This window comes from Pseudoalteromonas sp. SR44-8 (assembly GCF_014163635.1).
Classification (GTDB): Bacteria; Pseudomonadota; Gammaproteobacteria; order Enterobacterales; family Alteromonadaceae; genus Pseudoalteromonas; species Pseudoalteromonas rhizosphaerae.
This window is the reverse complement of the sequence record NZ_JACJDS010000019.1, coordinates 66,543-91,592: the sequence shown is the minus strand read 5'-3', so window position 1 is coordinate 91,592 and position 25,050 is coordinate 66,543. Positions and strand designations below refer to the sequence as shown.

The following is a 25,050-nucleotide window of genomic DNA, read 5'->3' as shown; positions in this document are numbered from 1 at the left end:
TTTTCCTTCTTTTTCCAAATTTGCTAAAATAGGTGGCTTGTTTTAGTTAGGGGGTTAGATGAAATTACTGTATTGGTTAGATGAGTGGTTAACTCTACCTCAAGATGAACAGCAAACCAGATTACCTATCTCTGGAGGCGATTTACTTGGCGATGTTTTTGTTAAGTATCACTTTATTGATATAAATAAGCCTTTATTGTTCACCTTTTCTCCTGCAGGTACTAATTACCAAGAGCATGATCTCAATGATGATTTTAGCCCTTGGGGATTTCAACTAGCGCAAAAACAACATGTGAATGTTATTTCTTTTCAGCACTTAGGAATAAGTAATTGGTTTAGACACCGTAATTTACTGTTTTTCCTCGAGCAACTCGCTCCCTTGCTAACACCCTTTACCCAGCGATTAGGCTACGGCTTAAGCCGAGGTGGCTTTGCTGTGGGTGCATTTGCTAATTTACTAAAGCTAGATAAGGTACTGTTATTTCACCCTGTTAGCACCAAAAATAAAGCACTTGCTCCTTGGGATGACCGCTCAAGTACGGATATAGCACAACAATTCGATTGGGAGCAAGATTACCACGATCTCGATTTAGGCAATGCTAAAGGCTATATAATTTACGACCCGACCAATCGTATTGACCGTGGCCATGCTAAGCGCTATTCGCAACTAACCCACTTACGCGTGTTTGGTATGGGTCATAGTACCCATGCCACCTACCTAAATAAATTTGGCTTTTATAAACAAGTGGCCGTCGACTTTATTAGCCATCAACAAGTCGATATTGCGCAATTTCGCCTACAAACCAAAACCCTGCGCTTTAAAGAAGACTATTATAGAAGGCTCAACAAGGCGAATGCTAAATCGGCACACCGCCAAGTATTATTAAGTAAAGCACACAACATACTGATTGATGAAAAAGCATCGCATGTGCAAGAGCATCAAGCCAAAATTGATATTCAACCATTGATTGATGTCGCGCTAAAGCACCAAGATGAACACCCTAAGGATGCTATTCAGCTGCTGGAAGTTGCTCAGCAACTTGCCCCTGATGATCCTTTAGTGGAGCACAAACTAAAACAGTTAAAATAAAAAACCGTGCTTGTTTAATCAAGCACGGTTGGCAAATTTATATGTAAACTGACAACTCAATTTTAACCTTTCTTTTTCTTGGTAGTTTTCTTTTTGTGCCCGTGCTTGGGCACTATCGCAAAGTACATTATCAGTGCGAGCCATGAAAAGAAAATGATGCCGATTAACCAGCCATTTTTTTCGTGGCCTTGCGTACGTTTACTATTGAGCACAATCACTACTGGGAGTATATATGCGCTCAAAAGTAGAATTAAAAACGCCACTTCATTCATTACTTAGCAAGCCCCTGCCAATCAACTTCGCTGCTTAAAACACGATCAACCGCAATGTAATGTAAAATATCACCACTGTTAACCGGATAATCCAGTGGTGGATTTAAATCCATATTTTGCGCACTCAGGTTGTGAGCAACACCAAGTAAAATAGCATCATGGTCGTGTTTAAAATGATGAAATAATTTACCAAATTCCATTACCGCTAAATCAGCAGGAATAGCTAAACTAAACTGGGTATCACCATGCAAAGTAGATAATAATTCCTCTTGTACACGACTTGAGCCAGGGTCTTGCATTGAACGTACTAGAATTTCGGCTGACTTAGCCGTTGAACATTCCACGTTGTAACAATGTTCTAGTAGCATTTCGACTTTACTCTCATCGTTAAAGTGCGCACTAATATGGCAGTCATCTTTCACTAATTTACTAATGCGCAGGGCGGTCGTAAAAGTTTCGTCGTCGTCTTGCCCGTCAATAATAATTTTATCTGCCAGTTTAATTGCGACCCTTTCCAGCTCGCTTAAATCTGTAAAACTAGTTAAGCGCACAAAATCAACATGGGCATTAGCTAAAAACGGATGCTCCATTGACTCTGTGACCGCAAGCAAAATTCGTCGATCCAAACGCTTTTGGTCAGCGAGAATATAATCAATCATTTTTTTAGTACGAATTTGATGCCAGCCAAAAATAATAATGTGATTGTGAAAATGTGCAAAACTTTTATCACCCGTCATAGCGCGCCTAATTAAATAAGTAACTGTTTGCCCTGTTTTACCTAACAGGACACCAAATAAAGCTAAACCAAATGGAATTTGCAGTATCGCCACAATCCATCTACCCAGATCTGTAGTTGCACTAAAATCACCATATCCTACCGTTGAGGTAGTAACGATATAGTAATAAACAAAAGTGCTAATTGGCCTCAGTGCGGCTTCTTCAGCGAAGATTAACAACAACCAGATCAAGACCATATGTAATAATGTCGCAATAGCGACAGCTTGCCAACTAACCTGATCAATATGGTTTCTGACTAGTAAAAATAATCGTTTAAATATAAAAGGCATGCCCACACTTGGTTATTCAGCTATCAATTATCGATAAGTTACTGTAATGCTTAAATGAAGGCAATGGTTGAAATACTTTTGAGGATCAAGATTATTATCTAGACTGCTTTTTTAAAGTAGAACAGTGTAAGCTATACTTGAATTATTAATTATAAAGTCGAGCGTGTTATGTCAGGTGTATTAGCTTCTGTTGATCAACGAACTCAACTCGTTGGTGAAAATCGCTTAGAGTTATTATTGTTTTATTTGCACAGTCGCCACTTGTTTGCTCTTAATGTCTTTAAAGTTAAAGAAGTAGTGAAACTGCCGCATCTTAGTATCATTCCACATGCCCATCCTAAAATATCAGGCGTGGCCAATATTCGTGGTGAATCAATCCCTGTTATTGATTTACGCCAAGCGATTTGCATGTCTGCGGCTAAGAACACTGAAGATAGTAACTTAGTGATCACTGAATACAATCGCACAGTACAAGGGTTTCTAATTGGTAAGGTTGATCAAATCGTTAATATGACATGGTCAGATATAATGCCACCGCCTTCCTCTATCGGTAAAAATCATTATCTAACTGCGCTCACTAAAATTCAACGTGATGGCCAAGAGCAGTTAGTAGAGATCATTGATGTAGAAAAAGTACTAGCAGAAATTGTTGAGTACGAAGTACAAATTTCTGATGAGGTGCTTGATCAAAGTATCGTAAACGAATTTGTTGGCCGAAAAATACTCCATGCTGACGACTCACCTACAGCACGAAAACAAGTGAGCGATACATTAACGCAGTTGGGTATTGAGATTATCCCAGCCAGTAATGGTCTTGAAGCACTCAATATGCTTAAAGCCTGGGCTGATAAAGGCATGGACGTAGAAAAAGAGTTACTGATGGTGATCACCGATGCAGAAATGCCAGCAATGGATGGTTATCGCTTAACGCACGAGATCCGTAACGATAACCGCTTAAAAAATCTGCATGTGGTACTTAACACATCCCTCAGTGGCAGCTTTAACCAAGCCATGGTCGAGAAAGTGGGTTGCAATGCGTTTTTATCTAAATTTCAACCAGACTTACTCGTAGAAGAAGTACAAACACGTTTAAAAGCGGTCCTCGCACCACAGAAATAGCACTGTATCTAAGCGTGGCTTATGCCACGCTAGTGCTTGAATTAACGTTTGTTATAATGACGAAGAAATACGCGATTTAACACCACGACTACAACTCTATTTGCCAATTAAACACTTTCGTGATTAATTGGCAATATGTAGCAATAATCAAAACACACAATCATTATGCTAAATCATGTTGCCAAACCGTTCACTAAATTAGTGGAACGTTACCTACCCGATCCATTTATTTTTGTTATTTTACTCACACTACTTACCTTTATAATTGCGTGTGTAGTGACACCTTCAAACCCACAACAAGTGCTGAGCGCGTGGGGCAGTGGTTTTTGGAACTTACTGAGTTTTGCCATGCAGATGCTGTTGGTATTACTCACCGGATATATGCTGGCAAGTACACCGATGATGAGCCGACTGCTCACGCAATTAGCAAAACTTGCCAATACTGCGCCAAAAGCTATTTTATTAGTGACTTTTGTATCATTACTTGCCAGTTGGATTAACTGGGGATTTGGCTTAGTTATTGGCGCTTTATTTGCCAAAGCCATTGCCCGCCACACACTAGTTGATTATCGCTTACTGGTTGCCAGTGCGTATTCTGGCTTTATTGTTTGGCATGGTGGCTTGGCAGGCTCAATTCCTTTAACTATCGCAACGTCAGGGCATTTTTCACAGCAAAGCATTGGTGTGATAAACACCAGCGAAACACTTTTTTCAGGATTTAATATAGCCATAGTTATTGGCTTATTTATCATTATGCCACTGGTTAATCGTTATATGTTACCCAGCGCCAAAGACAGCATTTATGTTGATAAAACGCTATTAGCAGAACCGATACCTAAGCCCAACAATGTTACTCGCCCTGCCGATAAAATTGAACACAGTAAGTTATTAGGACTAGGCATTGGAGTGCTTGGGCTAGTTTATTTAGCTAATTATTTTGTGTTTAGTGGCGGCTCACTTAATTTAAACAGTGTGATTGCACTGTTTTTATTTTCTGCGATTTTACTGCATCAAACGCCGTATAATTTACTTAATAGCCTGCAGCAAGCAGTCCCCAGCGGCGCAGGGATTATTATCCAGTTTCCATTTTATGCTGGGATCATGGCAATCATGGTACAAACAGGTTTGGCGCAGCAAATATCACAAGGATTTATCGCCATCGCCAGTGCACAATCACTGCCGTTTTGGAGCTTTTTAAGCGCGGGATTAGTCAATATATTTGTGCCATCTGGCAGTGGACAATGGGCGGTACAAGCACCGATAGTGATACCCGCAGCACAAGCTCTGGGTGCAGATATGCCACGCGTGGCTATGGCGGTAGCTTGGGGTGATGCGTGGACTAACCTGATTCAACCATTTTGGGCCTTGCCAGTGCTAGCAATTGCCGGCCTAAAAGCCAAAGACATTATGGGCTTTTGTTTAGTGCAGCTAATTATAACCGGCGTGTTTATATCCTTGGTGTTGAGTTTTTATCCGTAACGCTTGCTGCAAAAATATAGCGTGAGTAACACCTCACGCTATTTAAATTTGTTAACTCGACAATATCTTCATCGGCAGGCTTAAAATTGCATTTTCAGAGTCAGCAAAATGCATCATCACAGCCACATGGCCTGCAACTACTAAAGCGTACATCACGGCCGAAAAACCTTGCCCATATTTATCTAGTGGCAGTAAATGTGAATAGTGGCGGCCGCGCCATTCAAAGGCTATTTCCAGTGCACCGATAAATAAGAAAAACACTAATAGCATTAAGCCAAAGGTGTAGCTTAGCCATAAGCCAAATAACACGCCTAAAATACAAATACTCAATCCAACCCATGAACGCATTGAGAAGCTAATACTTTTTAATACATGCCCGCCATCAAGCGGCAAGATAGGTAACAAGTTAAATAAATTCAATAATGCGCTGAGTACTGCGACCCCGGCGAATATTTCCATCTCGGTGGCGTAATAAAGCACCACCCCCATTACGGAGGTGATCAAACCAAATGCGGGCCCCATTAAAGAAATCACCACATCTTGCCAGCGGGTGGTAATTTTATCGTCGCTCACCGCAAGACCACCGACGAACGGGATCAAGTAAATGCCTTTGGTTTTAATCCCAAAATATTGCATTGCTCTGACATGGCCGTATTCGTGGATCACTAAACAGGCAATCAGCATCAAGGCAAATTCAAAGGTGAACAGCCACGCATAACCAGCCACTGAGGCGCCAGCTAACGCCACTTTAACAACTTTGGCACTTTTAAAGATCTTAAAACCAAGCGCAAATAATCCAAGCAGCCCCTGCTTAGGTTTGGTTTTTTCAATTGGTGGCAAGGTGAGCTGTTGTACAAATTGATTATTAATATGAAGTGATAAACTTTGTTCAACTACAGCACTGGTGTCTAAGCCAATTACTTGATCGTCAAGTTTAAATTCAAAATAATTTTCGCGCGGATTATCAAACCCAATCGCTTGTTGTTGCTGAAAAATTTTTACAATTTGTTGCCCTGCGAGCACTAAACTAAATTGTTGATCAGCAAGGGTCAGCTGTATTTGCATGATGTCACTTTAAACCTTAAAAATTATATCGTTAGTATACCCATTTTTTTAACGAGATTATGGAATATATTTGCAACTATAAAGCTGACACCTTCGCTATTCTCGACTACTTTTAGTTAACAAGTAAATTTTATTTCAGGGAAGAAAATGACAAAATTAGCACGCAGCATTCTGGTCGTTGATGATTCAAAAGCTATTTTAGTAGTGATGCAGGCTATCTTAAATGAGCTTAATGTGCCCAATGTAACTACGTGCTTGAATGCTCAAGACGCTCTTAATAAAGTAAAAACGAATCTATATACTTTTGACGCCGTGTTTACTGACCTGAATATGCCAGACATGGATGGCATGGAGCTTATTCGCAACCTTGGCGATATCCAATATCCAGGCGCAATTGTCATTATTTCGGAAATGAATTCAAAAATCATTGATTTGGCGGCTGATTTAGCCCGAAAAAATAATGTACATTTAATTGGTAACATCGCCAAACCAGTGCAACTCAACCAAGTTTATACACTGCTACAAAAACTAGAGTATTTAGCTTGTCATACTGAAAAACCCACAGAACCAATTTCTGAAACGCAATTGCTGCATGCAATAAGTCATAATGAGATAACGCCGTTTTATCAACCAAAAGTAAACCGTAATAGTAATAAAGTTGAAAGCATAGAAGTATTAGCCAGAATAGTGACCGCGGAACAAGGCGCAGTACTTTTACCGGAGCGATTTATTTGTGTCGCTGAAGATCTAGATTTAATTAACCTAATCACATTTCAGTTGTTTGAAAAGGCAACAGGCGATTTCTCAGAAATAAAAACTCGTTTAGGCTACAAACTTAAACTGGCTTTTAATTTGTCTCCCTGCCAGCTAGAAGATTTAAGCTGCCCAGATAAGCTGGCTTTAATTTTACATCTTAATCAATTGACCCCAAGTGAAATTATTTTAGAGATCACAGAACAGCATGCTTTATCCAGTTCAGCACAGCTAGAAACTCTAAACCGTTTGCGAATGCGTGGTTTTGGTATTTCTCTTGATGATTTTGGCACTGGGTTTACCAATGTACAACAATTAAAAACACTGCCTTTTACTGAGGTGAAAATAGATCGTACCTTGATCAGTAATATTGAAAGTGATTTATTTTCTCAGGTCATTGTTAGTAGCTTAGTGAATATAGCTATTCAAGATGACTTAACAATTGTCGCTGAAGGCATTGAGCGCGTTGAGGAGCTTGAATACTTGGAGCGTTTTAAAGAGCACATTTTAATGCAGGGCTTTTTGATCAGTCGCCCAAAAGGCAAAACTGAATTTATTCGCTGGGCGCAATCATGGCTACATATGGTTTCATTAAATAGTCATAGCCGACGTTAATTTTTTCGTTTCGCCATGGTATTCTCAGCGCTTAACAATTTATTGCTACTTTCCAAGCGCTGACGCCACATTTGCTTAGCAACTGCTTGCATATTAGCTGATTGATCATGCTCGTCTACAATTTCAAAGCCCATTAACGCTTCAATCATATCTTCGAGCGTCACAATCCCCTGCACATCACCATATTCATCTACCACTAAGCAAATATGAGTGCGCTCAGCTAACAAAGTATGTAATAAAGTAGGTACATATAAGGTCTCTGGCACAGTATAAATAGGTTTTATCAACTTGCTGATTTTATAGTTCTCGCCCAATCGATGATACGCCAACATAATATCGTTTTTATGTACAAAACCGATAATATCATCACCATTTTTATCATATACCAACACTCGAGAAAACGATGCTGAACCATGCTCAGCTAAATACTGATTTACAGTTAAATCTTTATGCACTTTAAACAAGACGGTACGCGGGGTAAGTAATGAATCTAATTTAGCGTGGCGAAAATGCAATAAACTACGGATGATTTCAGACTCTTCCTGATGCAAAGCACCTGATTGCGACCCCATATCAGCCATAGCTTCAATTTCTTGACGAATATAATACTCTTCGTTGTAATTACGGCCCAATATACCGGTGAGTTTTTCAGCAAGCCACACAAAAGGCTTTAGTGCGATGACTAAATACTGTAATGCTTGGGTCACCATAGGTGCAAGCGTTCGCCAATGCTTTGCGCCCAGAGTTTTTGGAATAATTTCTGACAGCACCAATACTAACAATGTCATTATCGCCGAAGCAATTCCCACCGCCGCATCAGAAAAAACCACCGCGGCTTGTGCCCCTACACCGGCAGCACCTGCAGTATGGGCAACCGTATTTAAGGTTAAAATAGCAGCTAAAGGCTGATCTACATTGGTTTTTAATTGCTCAAAACGTTTGGCTAGCTTAGGCTTTTTTTTACGCAATACTGCGACATAGCTTGGCGTAATACTCAATAGTACGGCTTCCATAATCGAACATAAAAAAGAAATCGTAATCGCCGCAACCATGTAAACGATTAATAATGTCACTGTTACCCCTTAGCCAGTCAGTCAATTATACCCCCTTAGGTATACACCTTACCAAGTGTAGCCCCTAACCTCAAACCTTACGCTGCTGAGCAATGAAATCCATCGCAGAGCACTTTTTGGCACCACAACCACATGCTATATTAAATTAAATTCCCTACATCAGGCTCAATAATGAATTTTAGTTCACTATGGCGCGGTAAAGCACCTCGCCTAACAACCACATTCGCGGTGTTAACTTTAAGCACATTAAGTAGCGCTTTAGTCGCTGCACCATTAGATAAAGCAGATATTAAGTTTATTGGCCCAATTGCAGCCGACATGCAGCTAAAGCCATATCAAACTGAGCATCAAGATGCGATTATTAACGCACTATTACCTAGCATTCAACAACCAACAACAAGTATTACGGTATTTGGCGAAAAATTAAAGTGGCAAACCTTAGACAAAGTAAATGCGTTAACTCTTGGTGGTCTACAAGCATTAAAGTTTACCGCTCATGCAGAGCGCTTTAGCCAAGGCACATTGACACTTAAAGGTATCGAAAAAGCGCAGTTGTTTATCGATGGTGAAAAACAATCAGTCACAAAAGAAAGCTATGAACTTGCATTACCGCAAGGCGATCACCAAATAGTGATTATTGCTGAACAAGTTGCTAATTGGCACGATGTTGACGTTGATTTCAACCCTAAAGCAGCAATTGATAGATTAACTTTTAGCAATAAAGAGCAACACGGTTTATCTGCTAAACAACTGTTTGATGCCACAACGGTTAGTTCACTATCTTTAGCACCTGATGCCAAACACTATTTAGTGGCAAAACGTCATTATCAGGATAGCACTGGCAATCAAGCAAATGTGATCACAGAGCTAAAAAATTATGATAATCAAACAGTTTACCGTTTTGAGTCGGGTCAACCGAGTAACATTATTTGGAGCCCCGATAATAATTATTTAGTCTATCTATTAGATGGAAAGTTAAAGCAATTAAATCGAAAAACCCTTAATCTTAAAGTGATTGCCAGCAACCTAGAGGGCGCGGGTGACTTTGCATATTACGATAACAACAGCTTAATCTTCAGCTGGTCCAAATCACCAGCAGCTGATAACAGCCTAACTAAACACTACCAAGGTTTACAAGATCGTTGGTCATATGCCCGCACAACCTCGCAAGCTTACTTATTAGATATAAGTACAGGCCTGAGTAAAACAATAAGCCAAGGACCACTTAGTCACAGTATTGAAGATTTTAATAGCAAACGTGGTACGGTATTACTGAGTCGTGGTGTGCAAGTAATGCAAGCGTCGACTCACCCCACCACTGAGTTAGTGGAATTGAATATTGCCAATGCGAGCAACACAGTTATTGGTCAGTTTGCTACGTTTAATCAAGCTAAATACACAGGTGATGACATTTATGTCACTGCGGGTCCTGATTTTAAAGATGGTTTAGGCAGAAACCTACCTGAGAATATGCTTGCTAACAACTATGATGGACAGCTTTACCTATTAACTGATCATGGTAAAAATGCAGCACCATTAAGTCGTGAATTTGATCCTGCCATTGGTCAACTTGAAGTGCTCGCTAATGGCGATGCCCTCATTAAAGTCACTGAGCAAGATACGATTGCTTTGTACTTGTACGATAAAAGCAAACAACGCTTTAGCAAACTCAAAACAGGTTTTGATGTAGTTGAACAATTCAGTTTTTCAAACAACCGCAGCCCAGCTATTTTAGTTAGCGGCTCTAATGCATCATCTCCACAGCAATTAAAACAGTTAAGTATTAATAAAAACACCGCAACCACATTGTGGGATTCTAAACCACAAGCGTATGCAAATACCGATATAGCCAGCTTAGATGAATTTAACTTCATCAATACCGCAGGTGTTGAAATTAAAGGTCGTGTTTACTTTCCAAGCAATCTTGATAAGAACAAACACTACCCAGCATTAGTATATTACTATGGCGGTACATCACCGGTTACTCGTGGTTTTACTGGGCGTTATCCTTTCAATTTATGGGCAGAGCATGGCTATGTGGTTTATGTAGTGCAACCGACCGGTGCAACTGGATTTGGCCAACAGTTCTCTGCTAAGCATGTGAATGCGTGGGGTCAATATACTGCTGACGATATTATGCAAGGTACCCAAGCACTATTAAAACAGTATCCATTTATTGATAAAAATCGTTTAGGTAATTTAGGCGCATCATACGGTGGCTTTATGACTATGTTACTGACCACTAAAACAGACATGTTTAGTGCCTCAATCGCACACGCGGGGATTTCTAATATTACCTCGTATTGGGGTCACGGTTGGTGGGGCTATTTATATTCTGGCGAAGCCTCTAAAAACAGCTATCCTTGGAATAATAGTGAACTATACAGCCAACATAGTCCGGTTTTCCATGCAGACAAAGTAACCACACCGCTACTGCTATTACATGGTGATGCTGATACCAATGTACCTGTAGGCGAAAGTCACACTATGTATACTGCGCTGAAACTACTAGGCAAAGATGTTGACCTTATTGAATATAAAGGGGCAGACCATCAAATTTTTGCTCGCGATCAACGCTTTGATTGGTGGGATACTATGCTTGCCTACTTCGATAAGCATTTAAAAGAGCAACCACAGTGGTGGCAGTACTTATACCCTGAAAAGTAGCTTTTATTCTGTTCAACAGGTAAACCTAGTATGTTTACCTGTTGATAATAATTAAATAATCACCTAAATAGTGCATAAATACTAAAAATCGCCCTTCTCACCTTTTACGAATGAGTGATAACATAGAGGCATCATTAAAGGTAATTAAGATACTATGACTATTCATGTTTTATTGGTTGAAGATGACGAACTATTAGTAAAACGTATATTCAATCATTTTGCAGAGACTGAATTTTGCATTGAAAATGATGCGACTGGCGCTGATGCCTTAGCAATAGTGCAATCTCGCGCTAATAATCATGATGCCATATCATTAGCAATTATTGACATAGTATTACCTAAACGTGATGGCTTACATTTAGCAAAAGAACTCAACACCCTCACAGACATTGGTGTGATCATGCTTTCAAGCAGAGATTCTCAAGCCGATCGTATTGCCGGACTTGCCCAAGGCGCTGATGACTATATTTGTAAACCAGTTGATTTATTAGAGCTTGAACTACGTATAAGAGCACTTTATAAGCGCTTGAAAAGCAATAATAACAGTAGCGATGAAAGCGAAGAATTCATTGAATATGCTGACTTCAAACTGCATCCAGACAACCGCACTTTAATCACTGCTAATGGCATTGAATCTAGGCTCACTGAAGCGGAACATAAAGTGTTAATTTGTTTGATCTCAAACGCAGGAAAAGCCACGTCTCGTGAAAAAATATCAGAAGAAATTGGCCAGCCAGATTGGAGTCCAAATGACAGAACTGTTGATGTTTTAATTGGCCGCTTACGTAAAAAACTGAGCGATGAAAAAGACCAAAAACGCATCGTTACGGTACGCGGTAAAGGCTACATGCTGTCAATTTAATGCAATCTAACCACTAATACTGGGTCAATTGTGATAACAAACGTTCAAATGCACGATAATTGAGTGCCTCTTTTAGTTCATCTAAACTAATATTATCTTGCCCTTTTAGATCACTAATTGTTCGCGCTACTTTGATCACTCGATGATAAGAGCGTGGCGATAATGATAGCTTTTCACTGGCTTTAGCTAAAAACTGTAACTCCGGCGCTGCAAGCGCACAATGCACACTCATTTCTTTATTATTAAGTCGCGCATTGACTTTACCTTGGCGACGCAATTGCAGATTATATGCCGCCTCGACCCGCGTGCGCACAGTCGCACTACTTTGTTCTTCTTGAGTGCTTTGCAATTGCGCACTGCTTAAACGTGGTAGCTCTATTTGTAAATCAATACGGTCAATAAATGGTCCTGATACCCGCGATAAATAACGCATAACTTGATCCGGAGTTGCGCGCTTATCATTATGACAACCCGTAGGACTTGGATTAAGAGCCGCAATTAATTGAAACTGTGCAGGAAACTCCATTTGCCTTGCCGCTCTTGAAATCGTTACAGTGCCTGTCTCCATTGGCTCGCGTAATGAGTCAAGCACCTTACGTTCAAACTCAGGTAGTTCGTCAAGAAATAATACGCCATTATGTGCCAGTGAAATCTCCCCTGGTTTTGGGTTTGAAGAGCCTCCGACTAGCGCCACAGCGGAGCATGTGTGATGAGGATTACGAAATGGTCGCTTGCGCCAGTTAGTTAGATCGACACTTTGACCAATAATTGAATACAACGCTGCAGTGGAAAGTGCCTCATCATCGGACATGCCCGGCATAATAGTCGGCATACGTTGCGCGAGCATTGACTTACCCGTACCAGGTGGCCCCAAAAAAAGTAAATTATGGCCACCCGCCGCAGCGATTTCTAACACTCTTTTTGCGCCGGGCTGGCCTTTTACATCACTTAAATCAATTAAGAACTCAACACCGCTATGTTGCTGTTCTGGGTAGCTAATATTAAGAGGTAAAGGCTGCTGATTAAGTAAATCACTCCATACTTCTTGGATAGAAGAGACCGCTTTGCGCTCAACGCCATTTACTAAACTCGCTAAACTGTCATTTACTAAAGGTAAAAAACAACAACGCCCTTGTGCTTTAGCAGCTAAAACTGATGGGAGTATTGCATTCACGCCACGCACTTCGCCATTCAGTGCCAGCTCACCATAAAATTCATAGCGTTCAATATCAGTGCAAACAATTTGCTCTGAAGCGATGAGAATACCAACCGCAATCGCTAAATCAAAACGCCCCCCCTCTTTGGGTAAATCAGCAGGTGCTAAATTGACTGTAATGCGTTGGTCTGGAAAACCAAATTTAGAGTTTTCTAATGCGCTGCGTACACGATCTTTGGCTTCTTTTACTGAGGCTTCGGGCAAACCTACAATATGAAATGCTGGTAAACCATTACCTAGATGCACCTCAACGATCACTTCAGGTGCTTGAATACCCACTTGGGCACGAGAATAAATTCGAGCTAATGACATCCTTTGTCCCTGTAACGTTCTGTTCTTTACAGTCTAGTCAGGATATTTAAAAATATGTAGTGTTAGTTGCCATTTCATTGCTGCAAGGCGTAACAGCAAGGTAGTTAACATCGCTAACACCATCGCTATCTCTGTCTCAATGTTCAATACAATTGCTTGGGTATAAACAATACCACCAGCAATACAAGTAATTGCATATAGCTCACCTTTTAATAGCATAGGAATATTGCCTGCCAACACATCTCGCGTTACCCCGCCAAAGCAACCGGTGATCACCCCCATAATAATTGCGGTTGTAGCTGGCATCCCCGCGAGCAATGCTTTTTGCGCCCCCATTACAGCAAAGAACGCTAAACCAAACGCATCTGCAACTTGTAAATGATATAAAGGAATTGATTTTTGCTTATTGATCAATCGCGTGGTAACAAAGACAGATGCAAATATCGCGATAAAATAACTTTGGTCGTGTAACCAAAATACCGGAACATCTAAAATCAAATCTCGAATTGTGCCACCACCTATCGCGGTGACCGTCGCCAGTACCACGACTCCAAAGCCATCCATTTTTTTATCATAGGCAATTAAAGTGCCTGACATGGCAAATACGGCGATGCCAATTAAATCAAACCAATGATAAAGTTCAGTCATATATCCAAGCCATCCCAAGATGCGAATCGAAGTTAAAATAAACAGTGCTTAACGACGCCGTTTTAGCACAATAAATCCAAAGTTATAAGTGAACTTTAGATTTATTGCTATTTCTATTAATTCAGTAACTGCTGCGCTGTTTGCAACTGCTTATAACGTACGACCAATGTAATGCCACGCAGTAGCATAAAGCAGGTCATTGCTAACCAAAGCGCATGATTTTGCCAAGCATTAAACACCCAAAACACGCCAAAGAATCCAACTAATGCTGAAATTAGCATGGTATTTCGCATATCTTGAGCTCTGGTTAGGCCAACAAAAATACCATCAAACAAAAAGCAACTCATTGCCGCTAATGGCATAAAAATCAACCATGGTAAGTATTCATTGGCGGCTTTGATCACTTCAGGAATATCTGTTAATAAGGTAATAATTTGCGAACCAAACAATGCAAAAAACACGCTATAACAAAAAGCAAATAGCATTCCCCAAAATACGCTTATTTTTACCCATAAGTTTATACGCCGTACGCTATGTTGACCTTTTGCTTGGCCAACTTTTGCTTCACTTGCATAGGCAATACCATCAAGAGCAAAGCTCACTAGCATTAAAAAGTTCAGTAATACAGCATTTACCGCAAGCGTTACCTCGCCAATGCGTGCACCATAGAAGGTCATAAAGCTAAAACACAGTTGTAAAATTAAGGAGCGAATAAAAATATCACGGTTAAGACTTAATAACGCCCACATTTTATCTCGGCTAAACCACCCACCTAAAAATAGCGGCACAGTCATTTTTTTCGCCAACCTAAAAACCAAGAATAATGCAAATAATAGCGCGGTATAATCGGCAATCAACGATGCCCAAGCAGCTCCGGCGACTTGCCAATCTAAGTACACAACAAAATAAATATCTAAAACAATGTTGGTGATATTAGTAACTAGTAATAAATAAAAAGGCCCTTTACCGTAATGAATCCCTAACATCCAAGCTAATAATACCAAGTTACATAATGCCGCTGGTGCACTAAAAATACGAATTTCAAAATAACTATAAGCTTGTGCGAGCACCTGCGCACTGGAACCAGAAAGGTAAGCTATGGCATTTTTAATAAGTGGCGATAAAGCAATTAAAGAAAATGCCACGATAAGCGCTAATACTAAACTGCGCTTTAATAATCCGGCTAATTGAGGATAATCTTTCTTGCCATAAGCTTGCGCAACCAGCCCTGTGGTACTCATGCGTAAAAAGCCCGCCAACCAAAATAGCAATGAAATTACCGTGGCGCCCAAGGCAATTCCGGCAAGAAAATGAGCACTACCAAGATGCCCTATTACTGCAGTATCAACTATTCCTAACAGTGGCACGGTTATATTTGATAATATCATTGGACCAGCTAACAACAGCAAGCTTTTATGGTGTGCTTTATGACGATTAAGAAATTTTTTCACAGTCTGCTATCGATCCTCTTTTGTCTATCTTTACCTGCTCACAGCGCAGTTATTTTACAGTATCACCATGTCAGTGAGACCCTGCCAGCAGTCACCAGTGTCAGTGCAGAAACCTTCACTGAGCATTTAAACTATCTAAAACAGCATGACTTTAACGTAGTGCCACTGAATGAATTACTATCTGCTTTACAACAAGGCCAAAGTTTACCAGATAAAACCGTCGCTATTACCTTTGATGATGGTTACAACAATAATTATGAACAAGCAGCGCCGATATTAGAAAAGTTTGCTTACCCCTATACGATTTTCGTTAATCCAAAATTGATTGATGAAGGTAAAGGCTATGTAATGGGCTGGAATAAACTCAGAGAACTTGCCAAAAAAGGTGCTCTGATCAGCAATCACAGCGCACAACATGATTACCTACATCGTAAATTAGCCGATGAAACACCCCAACAATGGCAGGCGCGTATTAAGCAAGATATTTTGTCATCACAACAACGGATCAAAGAAGAAATTGGCCATGACTATAAATACTTAGCATATCCATATGGCGAGTTTAATAACCAATTACAAAGTTTAGTGAAAGAGTTGGGCTTTATTGGTATTGGCCAACACTCTGGTGCCATCAACAAAGACTCTGATTTTAGCCGTTTACCACGCTTTCCGGCTTCTGGGTTTTATAGCAAGCTTGATACGCTAGTGACCAAACTAAACTCTCGCGCATTTTCAATCCAAGAGCTTACTTATATTGATAGCGTGACCAGCCAAAACCCACCTCAGATCAGCATTAAATTTAATATGGGAGACTTTCATAAAAGTCAGCTAGCTTGTTATGTATCGGGCATCGGTCAGGCAAAACTAAACTGGTCAGCAGCTGATACTGTGACCATAAATTCACCGAAAAATTTAGCTCAAGGGCGATCACGATTTAACTGCACAGCACCATCAATTGCTCATAAGAATAGCTATTATTGGTTTTCACAACCGTGGGTAATTGTGCAGTAAAAATATAATCCCTTGATAATTATCAACCTGAGCCCGGGATAATCAGCTCAAGTTTATAAGGTGACTACTTTTTCATTGCTTGGTTTAGTAGATGCTGCGTCACTTTATCAAGCGAGACCACCGCTAAAGCTGCTCCGATCTCTACAGCGGCTTTAGGCATGCCCCATACCACTGACGATAGTTCATCTTGCGCTACGGTATAAGCACCATGCTGTTTTAGCGCCAGTAAACCTTGCGCACCATCGCTCCCCATACCCGTTAATAAAGCTGCGATGGTATTTTTAGGGCACACTTTAACCAGCGAGTTAAACAATACATCAACCGCAGGACGATGACGGTTAACCGGCTCGCTCTCATCAAGCTGACAATATAAGCTGCCTCCTTGCTGTATAACGCTTAAGTGTTGACCACCCGGGGCGATAAACGCCCAGCCAGCTTTTAACTTATCGCCTTGCTGCGCCTCTTTGACATTGATAGTACATGTCCTATCCATGCGCAAAGCAAATGAACTACTAAACACAGGTGGAATATGCTGCGTGATAACGATCGGAGGGCAGTTTTCTGGCATTCTTATTAGCACCTCTTTAATCGCCTCTGTTCCTCCTGTTGAAGCTCCAATCGCCAAAACCTTATTGATACTAAACTGTGCATTACTTAACGTTTCGATAGGTTGTACTTGGCTTAATTTAAAAGGCCGTACTCTTGCCGACGCTGCCGTACGGACCTTTTGTTGCACTAATTTAGCATACTGGCTTAATTGCTCAGATACATTGACTGTCGGCTTAGCTATAAAATCAACTGCCCCTAATTCTAGCGCCTCCAAAGTCATCGGTGAACCTTTTTGGGTGAGCGTTGATATCATTACCACAGGCATAGGCCGTAGACGCATTAGGTTTTTCAAAAAACTAATGCCATCCATTTTCGGCATTTCAATATCTAAAGTCAGCACATCGGGATTAAGTTGCTTAATCATTTCTCGTGCTTGATAAGGGTCTTCTGCACACCCTACGACCTGAATATCATCAGCCTGGTGCAGTACCTCCGTCAATACTCGTCGAATCAATGGCGAGTCATCAATCACTAACACCTTGACCATTTTTTACCCCTTAAAATAACTCAATATCGGTTTTAGAATCTTGTTCTTCGATATCATGTAAATAACGGACTTCGCGTTTTTCAATCACATCAGTGTGCATGTCGCGCAATTTTTTAACCTGCGCTTTGCCTGTTTGAGGGTTAAAATTGACCTTACGCGGCCAAGGCCCCCCCACATCATGAGACACTAATTCTAGCCCTTCTTCTTGCACATAAGAGTAAGCAAAGCGAATATTACCAAGGCCAATATCTGTCATCGAGCGAATAATTTTACCGCCGCCAAACAGTTTTATTTTTAGATTTTGCCTAGAGGCGCCATTTTTAAGTACTTCATTAATTAAAAACTCCATCGCCCAGTTACCATAACGACAATTTAAGTTATGCGCACTAGTTGGCTCTACGCCTTTTTCAATCGGTAACATAAAGTGATTCATGCCACCCACACCAAGCTTGTCATCATAAATGCAAGCAGCAATACATGAACCTAGCACAGTGGAAATCACCTCATCGTTTTTTGACACGTAAAACTCACCGGGCAATACTTTAGCAATAACTTGCCGCTGACCTGAGTCCCAAAACCGCTTAATATGCTCAAACCCATGTAATACTGGCTTAAAATGACTATCCATAAATCACCTTCTGATACATAGTTTTACCTAAGTTTTTAAACTCACTATGCTCCTTTCCCATGGTTTCAGAATGACCTAATAATAGGTACCCATGTTCAGCTAAAATATGACAATAACGGTGGAATAACTGATCTTTTGTTTCTTTATCAAAATAAATCACCACATTACGACAAAAGATCACGTCAAAAGGCCCTTTCATTGGCCAGTCTTGTAATAAATTCAACCGCTTAAAATGAATTTTTTGCTGTAATTCAGGTTTAACTTTGAATAACTCACCATCTTTAGTTTTTAAAAACCAGCGCTGTAATTGATGTTGTTCAAGTCCATTCACATTAGCCGCAGTGTAGGTACCTGATTGTGCTTTAGCTAATACATTTGAATCCAAATCAGTGGCTAAAATTTTCACATCCCAATCGGCTGGAAATAACCCATGTAAGGTCATAGCTAAAGAATAGGGTTCTTCCCCAGTTGAACAACCTGCAGACCATATCCGAACTCGCCGAGTGCTTTTATTTGTCACTAATAACTTGGGTATTACATGGGATTGCAAATAATCAAAATGATGTGATTCACGAAAAAAAGAAGTCAGATTAGTTGTTATTGCATTGATAAAATCACTAAATTCTTGCTCTTTATGTGCCTCTAAATAAGCTAAATACTGTTTAAAATTTGTCAGCTGCAATGTTCTGAGCCGACGAGCAAGACGTGAATAGACCATTTCTCGTTTATGATCACCTAATACAATGCCACACGCGTCATAAACTATTGCAGCTATTTGCTTGAAATCATGGTCGGTTAGTAAAAACTCTTTCATTACAATTACTCGCAATAGGCGTGACTGAGCTGCGATTGAATATTAACAAAATTGCTAAAAGTTAAGACTCTGGATTTTTCAAAGTACAGAGGCTTAACTAGTAATGCGATTGCAAAAAACGTTAAAATTCCTCCCATTCATCAGCTGAATTAGCAAAGTTATTACCTCGCGCTTTACTACGGATATTATTACTACGTGGTGGCGCGGTAGTAGGAGTTACTGATGCAGTATTAATTACAGCGTCTTGCTGACTTATAGTAAAAAAGTTCAGTAACCGGGTCATATCATTCGCTTGCTCTGACATTGACTCGCTGGCCGCTGATGCTTGCTCAACTAAGGCCGCATTTTGCTGGGTCATTTCATCCATTTGCGAAATAGCTTTGTTGACTTGCTCAATACCTGAACTTTGCTCTTCGGATGCTGCTGCAATATCAGATATCATTTCAGTTACTTTTTGCACTGCAATAACAATTTCTTTTAAAGTGGCTCCTGATTCATTAACTAATAAAGTGCCATCTTCAACCTTACCAACGCTATCTCTGATCAACTCTTTAATTTCTTTTGCAGCACCCGCTGAACGCTGCGCTAAATTACGCACTTCCCCAGCAACAACAGCAAAGCCACGGCCTTGCTCACCAGCTCTTGCAGCTTCAACAGCGGCATTAAGAGCTAATAAATTAGTTTGAAAGGCAATCTCGTCAATCACACTAATAATATCGGCAATTTTTTTACTCGACTCATTAATTGCCGACATGCTGATCACCGCGCGATTAACAACTTCGCCACCTTGCTGCGCTTTATCGCGCGTTTCTTCAGCTAATTCATTAACCACTTTTGCATTATCAGCATTTTGACGTACTGTACTGGTCATTTCCTCCATGCTTGATGCTGTTTCTTCAAGCGATGATGCCTGCTCTTCAGTACGCTGGCTTAGATCAGCGTTGCCTTGAGATATTTCCTCAGCTCCACTTGCCACTAAGGTTGCCGAGGTATTAATACGATTAATGACTTCCGTTAATTTATCAGCCGTGGTATTGGCATCACGCTTAAGCTTTTCAAACGAGCCCTGATACTCTTGCTCTATGCGTTGTGATAAGTCACCATTGGCCATCGCATCAAGCATATTACCAGTACCGGTGACAGCATCATCAACAATACCAATTAAACCATTTAGGCCTTTAGCTAAGCGTAAAAAGAAACCGCCTTTACCTTGCTCTGTAACACGGGCTTCAAGATTACCTTTACCTGCCGAGCTAACTAAATCAGCCATCTCTTTTTCCATTGCCACTTCAGCTGTTCGATCTTCCCATTCCACCACAGTGCCGATTCGTTCATTTTCTGAGTTAAAAATAGGGTTAGCAACTAAACCAAAAGTGCGCCCGCCAACCAGTATCTCTGCACTGTAAGTATCGGTTAGCTTGCTTAACAGATTGCGTTGATGCGCTGGATTTTTATGAAATACATCAATGTTTTGCCCTAATAACTGGCTACTATCAAAATTAGGTAAATCGCGACGTAAATCTTGCTCAGCGTTGCGCATCATATTTTGCACCGCTTCATTCATATAAATAATATCGTTTTTCGTATTTGCAATCATGGTATTTGTTGCAACTCGATCCAGAGCTTGACGCACCCTAAGATTTTCTTCAGCAGCACGTTTTTCAGCAGTCGCTTTTTTAATACTTTCGGTTAAATCTTGCCACTCAATTATAGTTCCTAATCGTTTGCCTTCTTTATTAAACCAAGGGGTCGCAATAATATTAAAAATTAATGATGCAATTTCTAGTTTTGATTCAATAGAGTCGGTCAAGTTTGTATACAACTGAGCCTGCTGTGCTGTATTTTCAAAAAATGCCGTAATACTTGAGCCCACTATACTATTGACGGAAAAATCACCTAGTACACTCTGTAGCTCACCTTGTCTGGCTTGGAGCATTTGTTTTAATTGATTATTAGCAAACACTATCTGTAAATCATTGTCTGCCATCATCACACTCGCCTGGCAGATCGTTAATGCGCTCGATAGATCAGCATCCCTTTTAGATTCTTTTTCTAATTCTTTTTGAGCTGTGATGTCTGTCGCATATTTAACCACCTTATAAGGTTTGCCACTGAGATCAAATATTGGATTATAAGATGCTTGGATCCATACCTCACTGCCATCTTTAGCAATACGTAAATACTCACCGGAGTCAAATTCACCACGACCTAATTTTTGCCAAAACAGTTGGTATTGCTCACTTTTAGCAACCTCAGGCTCAATAAATATACGATGATGCCGCCCGACTATTTCCTCTAACTGATAACCAAATGTCTGCAAAAAGTTGTCATTCGCGGTCAACACGCTGCCATCTAAATCAAACTCAATCACCGCTTGAGATTTGCTAATAGCAGCAATTTGCCCCGCAGCTTCAACAGCGACCATCTTTTGCGCCGAAATATCACTGGCAAATTTCACAACTTTTATAACATTTCCATGCTCATCCTTAACGGGATTATAAGTTGCTTGGATCCACACTTCTTTGCCACTTTTACTGATCCGCTTAAACTCATCAGCAATAAACTCTCCGTCTTTCAAGCTTTGCCAAAAGCTTTTATATTCACTGCTCTGAGCTTCTTTTTTAGATACAAATATTGAATGATGCTGGCCCTGAATTTCTTCTAAGGGGTAACCCATTACATCTAAAAAGTTATTATTCGCCGTAATAATTATGCCGCTAGGTTCAAACTCAATCACCGCAAGTGACTTATTTAATGCCGTAACGATTAAATCATTATTTGATTTTTTAGAATTACTAAACCACCCCATGCCCATCACCTTCTTGTTGATCACCATTTGCTATATTTAGTATTTGGCTAAATATCCATTGTTTTTTGCAGGTCCAATAACGCGACCATCTTCTCACCGACATTCACTAACCCTGCGATAAATTCAGCATTCTCTGAGCCGCTAAAGTTAGGCACCGTCTTCGCATCTTGCTCTACAATACTGTAAACATCAGATACGGCATCGACTACCATTCCCATAATCTTGCTATTTTGCTCAAAAATTACTTTCACTACGATCACCACTGTTAAAGGTCCATAGTCAATCGTCGCTAAGCCAAACCGTAATCTAAGATCTAAAATAGGTACTATGGTGCCACGTAGATTAATCACCCCTTTTACATAATCTGGGGCATTCGGGATCTCGGTGATCTCCTCCCAACTGCGAATTTCTTGAACAGTTAAAATATCAACACCGTATTCTTCATCAGCCATAATAAAGGTTAAAAACTGCTTAACTCCTTGGGCCTGTTCAAGCATTATTTTGTTATCTAATTCGCTGTGCGCAGAGATCATGAAGCCTCCAAGTTGGCTTGCGATTCAATAATCAATTCTTGGCTACCGGGTTTTCTTAATCCTGATAATTTAATTAAGCCGCTGATATCGACAATCAACGAAACCCGACCATCCCCTAATATAGTGGCACCTGACACGCCATCTACTTTTTGGTAATTAGCTTCTAAACTTTTAATCACTACTTGTTGCTGTGACAATAAATCGTCAACTAACAAACCAATTTTTTGGTTATCGCTTTCAACCACCACTAACAAGGTTTTATCAAGCGTTTCTATCGCACCTTGATGATTAAAAATACTGTATAAACGCAAGATAGGAATGTATTCATCACGCAGTCTAAGTACATCTAGGTCTTTACCCACTCGGCTGACTTTGCTGATATCTATTTGTAATGATTCAACAATAGATATTAATGGAATAATATAGGTGTGCTTTGCAACCCTCACTAACTGACCATCTAAAATAGCCAGAGTAAGTGGCAAGCGAATAGTAAAGGTAGACCCAACACCTGCAGCAGATGACACTTCAACCGAGCCATTGAGTGATTGGATATTACGCCTGACCACATCCATACCAACACCACGTCCGGATATATCACTTACCTCATCTGCGGTTGAAAAACCGGGCATAAAAATGAGCTCATTAATTTCATCATCATCCAACTCATCAGCTTCGCTTACGAGCCCATTAGCAAACGCTTTTTGTTTAATCTTTACAGTATTAAGGCCTTGTCCGTCATCCATGATCTCTATAACAATATTGCCACCTTGGTGAAATGCATTAAGTGTGACTGTACCGACTGGGTCTTTACCTGCAGCAAGGCGCTGATCAACCGTTTCTAGCCCATGATCCAGCGAATTTCGTACTAAGTGCACCATAGGATCTGATATTTTTTCCATTACAGTTTTATCAAGCTCGGTCTGTTCACCTAACAGTTTTAGCTCAACTTGCTTATTTAGCTTTTGCGAAATATCTCGTACTAAACGCGGAAAACGACTAAATACAAAGCTGATTGGCAGCATTCGGATACGCATTACATTTTCTTGTAAATCACGAGTATTATGAGCCAATTGCGCTAAACCTTCCTGCAAAGAGGCGATAGTCGCTTCGGTGATCTCTTGTTGACCAATTTGGCTCAACATGGCTTGAGTGATAACCAGCTCTCCAACCATATTGATCAATGAATCAACTTTATCTATGCCTACTCTGATTGAAGTAGATTCTGCAGCTGGAGTGCTTGCTTTGACCGCAGTGCCTTTTTTTATTGGTTTAACCGCAGCAACATTGACAACTGCAGGGGCTGAAGTTGAATTACGGTTTTCCTCAATTACATCAGGTGTTGTAATTTGCGCATCATCATCATCAGCAAATAACCCTCCGCACAACGCGATGGTAATATCAGCATCATCTTCAACCCACTCAAATATTTCTCGAATCGCACTCTCATCTTTTGCTGTGTTTAAAAAGAATCGCCAAGATAAAAAACAATCATCGGGACTTAAATCAGCAATGTCAGGGATCTCATTATTGAAAGCTTGAGTCTCTAAATCGCCCAATTCAGCCAACTCACTGATCATATACAGTGGCTCATTGCCTGTTTTAAATAAATGATGATGTGGTTTAAAATCAATCTGATAGGTGTTTAGCGCAAGTTGAGCGGGGCTAGCAGTGACTTCCAGTTTATTTTTTTCGCCTTGATCTACCCCTAAAATCTGTTCAAACTTAATTCTCAGTGCAATAGCTTCGTCTAAATTAGGTTCTTGCTCTGCTTGTAAGCCACGAAGTAACTCCCGCAAGCAATCAACAGATTTAAGTAATAGGTTAACATGCTCTGCGGTAAGCTCTCGTTTCCCCTCACGAATTTGATCTAACAGGGTTTCTAGCACATGAGTAAAGTCAGACACAGAGTTAAAACCAAATGTACCACTGCCGCCTTTGATAGAATGCGCAGCACGAAAAATGGTATTGATTGTTTCTAAATCTTCTTCGCCAGGTACCAAGTTTAATAACTCAGCTTCCATCGCATCTAAGCCTTCAAAACTTTCCTCAAAGAAGACTTCAAAAAATTGAGTTAAATCTATACTCATACCCCATCCCCTAGATTAGCGAATTACTTTTTTTAAAACCGCTAATAACTGTTCAGGATTAAAAGGTTTAACTATCCAGCCTGTTGCACCAGCAGCTTTCCCTTCTACTTTTTTGTCCATTCCTGATTCTGTTGTTAGCATTAGCAATGGCGTAAATTTATAGTTTGGTAAGGTGCGTAACTCCCTGATCAAAGTAATACCATCCATCACTGGCATGTTGACATCGGAAATCACAGCATCAAAACCTTGTTGTTTTGCGATGCTAAGTGCTTCACTTCCGTCCTTTGCCTCAGTGACATCAAAACCCGCCTTTTTCAGTGTAAAACTCACCATTTGACGCATCGATGCCGAATCATCCACGGCTAAAATTCTTTTCATATGAACTC

21 protein-coding genes are annotated in these 25,050 nt (G+C 40.3%); 7 read left to right on the top strand and 14 right to left on the bottom strand.

The features are described 5' to 3' along the window. The first annotated feature begins 58 nt into the window (after positions 1 to 58). On the top strand, positions 59 to 1,090 hold the full coding sequence (locus H5183_RS11445; protein WP_182731738.1) for a cytosolic protein: 1,032 nt from the start codon (positions 59 to 61) through the stop codon (positions 1,088 to 1,090). 62 nt (positions 1,091 to 1,152) lie between these two features. Here H5183_RS11445 and H5183_RS21800 read toward each other — a convergent pair whose 3' ends face one another. Both H5183_RS21800 and H5183_RS11440 read right to left on the bottom strand, forming a co-directional pair. Beyond that, positions 1,153 to 1,362: a PLDc N-terminal domain-containing protein gene (locus H5183_RS21800; RefSeq protein WP_145237876.1), complete on the bottom strand. Its 210-nt coding sequence runs from the start codon at positions 1,360 to 1,362 to the stop codon at positions 1,153 to 1,155. Next, entirely contained in the window at positions 1,362 to 2,429 is a 1,068-nt protein-coding gene (locus H5183_RS11440) for a potassium channel family protein (protein WP_145237873.1), read from the bottom strand. The genes H5183_RS21800 and H5183_RS11440 overlap by 1 nt, the downstream gene beginning before the upstream one ends. A 168-nt stretch (positions 2,430 to 2,597) precedes the next feature. Here H5183_RS11440 and H5183_RS11435 point away from each other — a divergent pair, with 168 nt between their 5' ends. Beyond that, positions 2,598 to 3,548: a chemotaxis protein CheV gene (locus H5183_RS11435; protein ID WP_145237870.1), complete on the top strand. Its 951-nt coding sequence runs from the start codon at positions 2,598 to 2,600 to the stop codon at positions 3,546 to 3,548. Positions 3,549 to 3,713: 165 nt separating this feature from the next. Beyond that, positions 3,714 to 5,027: a short-chain fatty acid transporter gene (locus H5183_RS11430; RefSeq protein WP_182731737.1), complete on the top strand. Its 1,314-nt coding sequence runs from the start codon at positions 3,714 to 3,716 to the stop codon at positions 5,025 to 5,027. A gap of 51 nt (positions 5,028 to 5,078) precedes the next feature. Here H5183_RS11430 and H5183_RS11425 read toward each other — a convergent pair whose 3' ends face one another. Beyond that, positions 5,079 to 6,095, bottom strand: a complete 1,017-nt coding sequence (locus H5183_RS11425; RefSeq protein WP_145237859.1) for a metalloprotease — start codon at positions 6,093 to 6,095, stop codon at positions 5,079 to 5,081. A 144-nt stretch (positions 6,096 to 6,239) separates the two neighbouring features. On the opposite strand from H5183_RS11425, the gene H5183_RS11420 reads away from it, so the two are divergent. Next, positions 6,240 to 7,460: an EAL domain-containing protein gene (locus H5183_RS11420; protein ID WP_182731736.1), complete on the top strand. Its 1,221-nt coding sequence runs from the start codon at positions 6,240 to 6,242 to the stop codon at positions 7,458 to 7,460. Here H5183_RS11420 and H5183_RS11415 read toward each other — a convergent pair. Beyond that, positions 7,457 to 8,533, bottom strand: coding sequence for a CNNM domain-containing protein (locus H5183_RS11415; RefSeq protein ID WP_145237853.1), 1,077 nt, complete (start codon positions 8,531 to 8,533; stop codon positions 7,457 to 7,459). The two genes, H5183_RS11420 and H5183_RS11415, sit on opposite strands and share 4 nt — an antisense overlap. Before the next feature lie 171 nt (positions 8,534 to 8,704). On the opposite strand from H5183_RS11415, the gene H5183_RS11410 reads away from it, so the two are divergent. Both H5183_RS11410 and H5183_RS11405 read left to right on the top strand, forming a co-directional pair. Further along, complete coding sequence (locus tag H5183_RS11410) at positions 8,705 to 11,200, top strand: S9 family peptidase (RefSeq protein WP_182731735.1); 2,496 nt, start codon at positions 8,705 to 8,707, stop codon at positions 11,198 to 11,200. Positions 11,201 to 11,354: 154 nt separating this feature from the next. Further along, positions 11,355 to 12,062, top strand: coding sequence for a response regulator transcription factor (locus tag H5183_RS11405; RefSeq protein WP_182731734.1), 708 nt, complete (start codon positions 11,355 to 11,357; stop codon positions 12,060 to 12,062). Positions 12,063 to 12,075: 13 nt separating this feature from the next. Here H5183_RS11405 and H5183_RS11400 read toward each other — a convergent pair whose 3' ends face one another. The 3 genes from H5183_RS11400 to dinF all read right to left on the bottom strand — a co-directional run bounded on the left by H5183_RS11400 (position 12,076) and on the right by dinF (position 15,689). Beyond that, complete coding sequence (locus H5183_RS11400) at positions 12,076 to 13,590, bottom strand: YifB family Mg chelatase-like AAA ATPase (RefSeq protein ID WP_182731733.1); 1,515 nt, start codon at positions 13,588 to 13,590, stop codon at positions 12,076 to 12,078. A gap of 33 nt (positions 13,591 to 13,623) precedes the next feature. Next, positions 13,624 to 14,238, bottom strand: coding sequence for a trimeric intracellular cation channel family protein (locus H5183_RS11395; protein ID WP_145237840.1), 615 nt, complete (start codon positions 14,236 to 14,238; stop codon positions 13,624 to 13,626). A gap of 116 nt (positions 14,239 to 14,354) precedes the next feature. Then, entirely contained in the window at positions 14,355 to 15,689 is a 1,335-nt protein-coding gene (gene dinF / locus H5183_RS11390; RefSeq protein ID WP_182731732.1) for an MATE family efflux transporter DinF, read from the bottom strand. On the opposite strand from dinF, the gene H5183_RS11385 reads away from it, so the two are divergent. Beyond that, on the top strand, positions 15,666 to 16,697 hold the full coding sequence (locus tag H5183_RS11385) for a polysaccharide deacetylase family protein (RefSeq protein WP_145237834.1): 1,032 nt from the start codon (positions 15,666 to 15,668) through the stop codon (positions 16,695 to 16,697). The genes dinF and H5183_RS11385 overlap by 24 nt on opposite strands. Positions 16,698 to 16,761: 64 nt before the next feature. On the opposite strand, the gene H5183_RS11380 is transcribed toward H5183_RS11385, so the two are convergent. From H5183_RS11380 to H5183_RS11350, 7 genes are all read right to left on the bottom strand, one after another. After that, on the bottom strand, positions 16,762 to 17,793 hold the full coding sequence (locus tag H5183_RS11380; RefSeq protein WP_182731731.1) for a chemotaxis response regulator protein-glutamate methylesterase: 1,032 nt from the start codon (positions 17,791 to 17,793) through the stop codon (positions 16,762 to 16,764). A 10-nt stretch (positions 17,794 to 17,803) separates the two neighbouring features. Continuing rightward, entirely contained in the window at positions 17,804 to 18,421 is a 618-nt protein-coding gene (cheD, locus tag H5183_RS11375) for a chemoreceptor glutamine deamidase CheD (RefSeq protein ID WP_149980431.1), read from the bottom strand. After that, positions 18,414 to 19,235 carry a protein-glutamate O-methyltransferase CheR gene (locus H5183_RS11370; protein WP_145237825.1) on the bottom strand — a complete coding sequence of 274 codons (822 nt, stop codon included), beginning with the start codon at positions 19,233 to 19,235 and terminating at the stop codon, positions 18,414 to 18,416. The genes cheD and H5183_RS11370 overlap by 8 nt, the downstream gene beginning before the upstream one ends. A 121-nt stretch (positions 19,236 to 19,356) precedes the next feature. Beyond that, the gene (locus H5183_RS11365; RefSeq protein ID WP_182731730.1) at positions 19,357 to 22,044 is read right to left on the bottom strand and encodes a methyl-accepting chemotaxis protein; all 2,688 of its coding nucleotides are present in this window, start codon (positions 22,042 to 22,044) and stop codon (positions 19,357 to 19,359) included. 47 nt (positions 22,045 to 22,091) lie between these two features. Continuing rightward, complete coding sequence (locus H5183_RS11360) at positions 22,092 to 22,577, bottom strand: chemotaxis protein CheW (RefSeq protein ID WP_145237819.1); 486 nt, start codon at positions 22,575 to 22,577, stop codon at positions 22,092 to 22,094. Continuing rightward, positions 22,574 to 24,664, bottom strand: a complete 2,091-nt coding sequence (locus H5183_RS11355) for a chemotaxis protein CheA (RefSeq protein ID WP_182731729.1) — start codon at positions 24,662 to 24,664, stop codon at positions 22,574 to 22,576. The genes H5183_RS11360 and H5183_RS11355 overlap by 4 nt, the downstream gene beginning before the upstream one ends. Before the next feature lie 15 nt (positions 24,665 to 24,679). Then, positions 24,680 to 25,042 (bottom strand): response regulator, encoded by a 363-nt coding sequence (locus tag H5183_RS11350; protein ID WP_145237813.1) that lies wholly within the window; start codon positions 25,040 to 25,042, stop codon positions 24,680 to 24,682. Between the last annotated feature and the right edge of the window lie 8 nt (positions 25,043 to 25,050).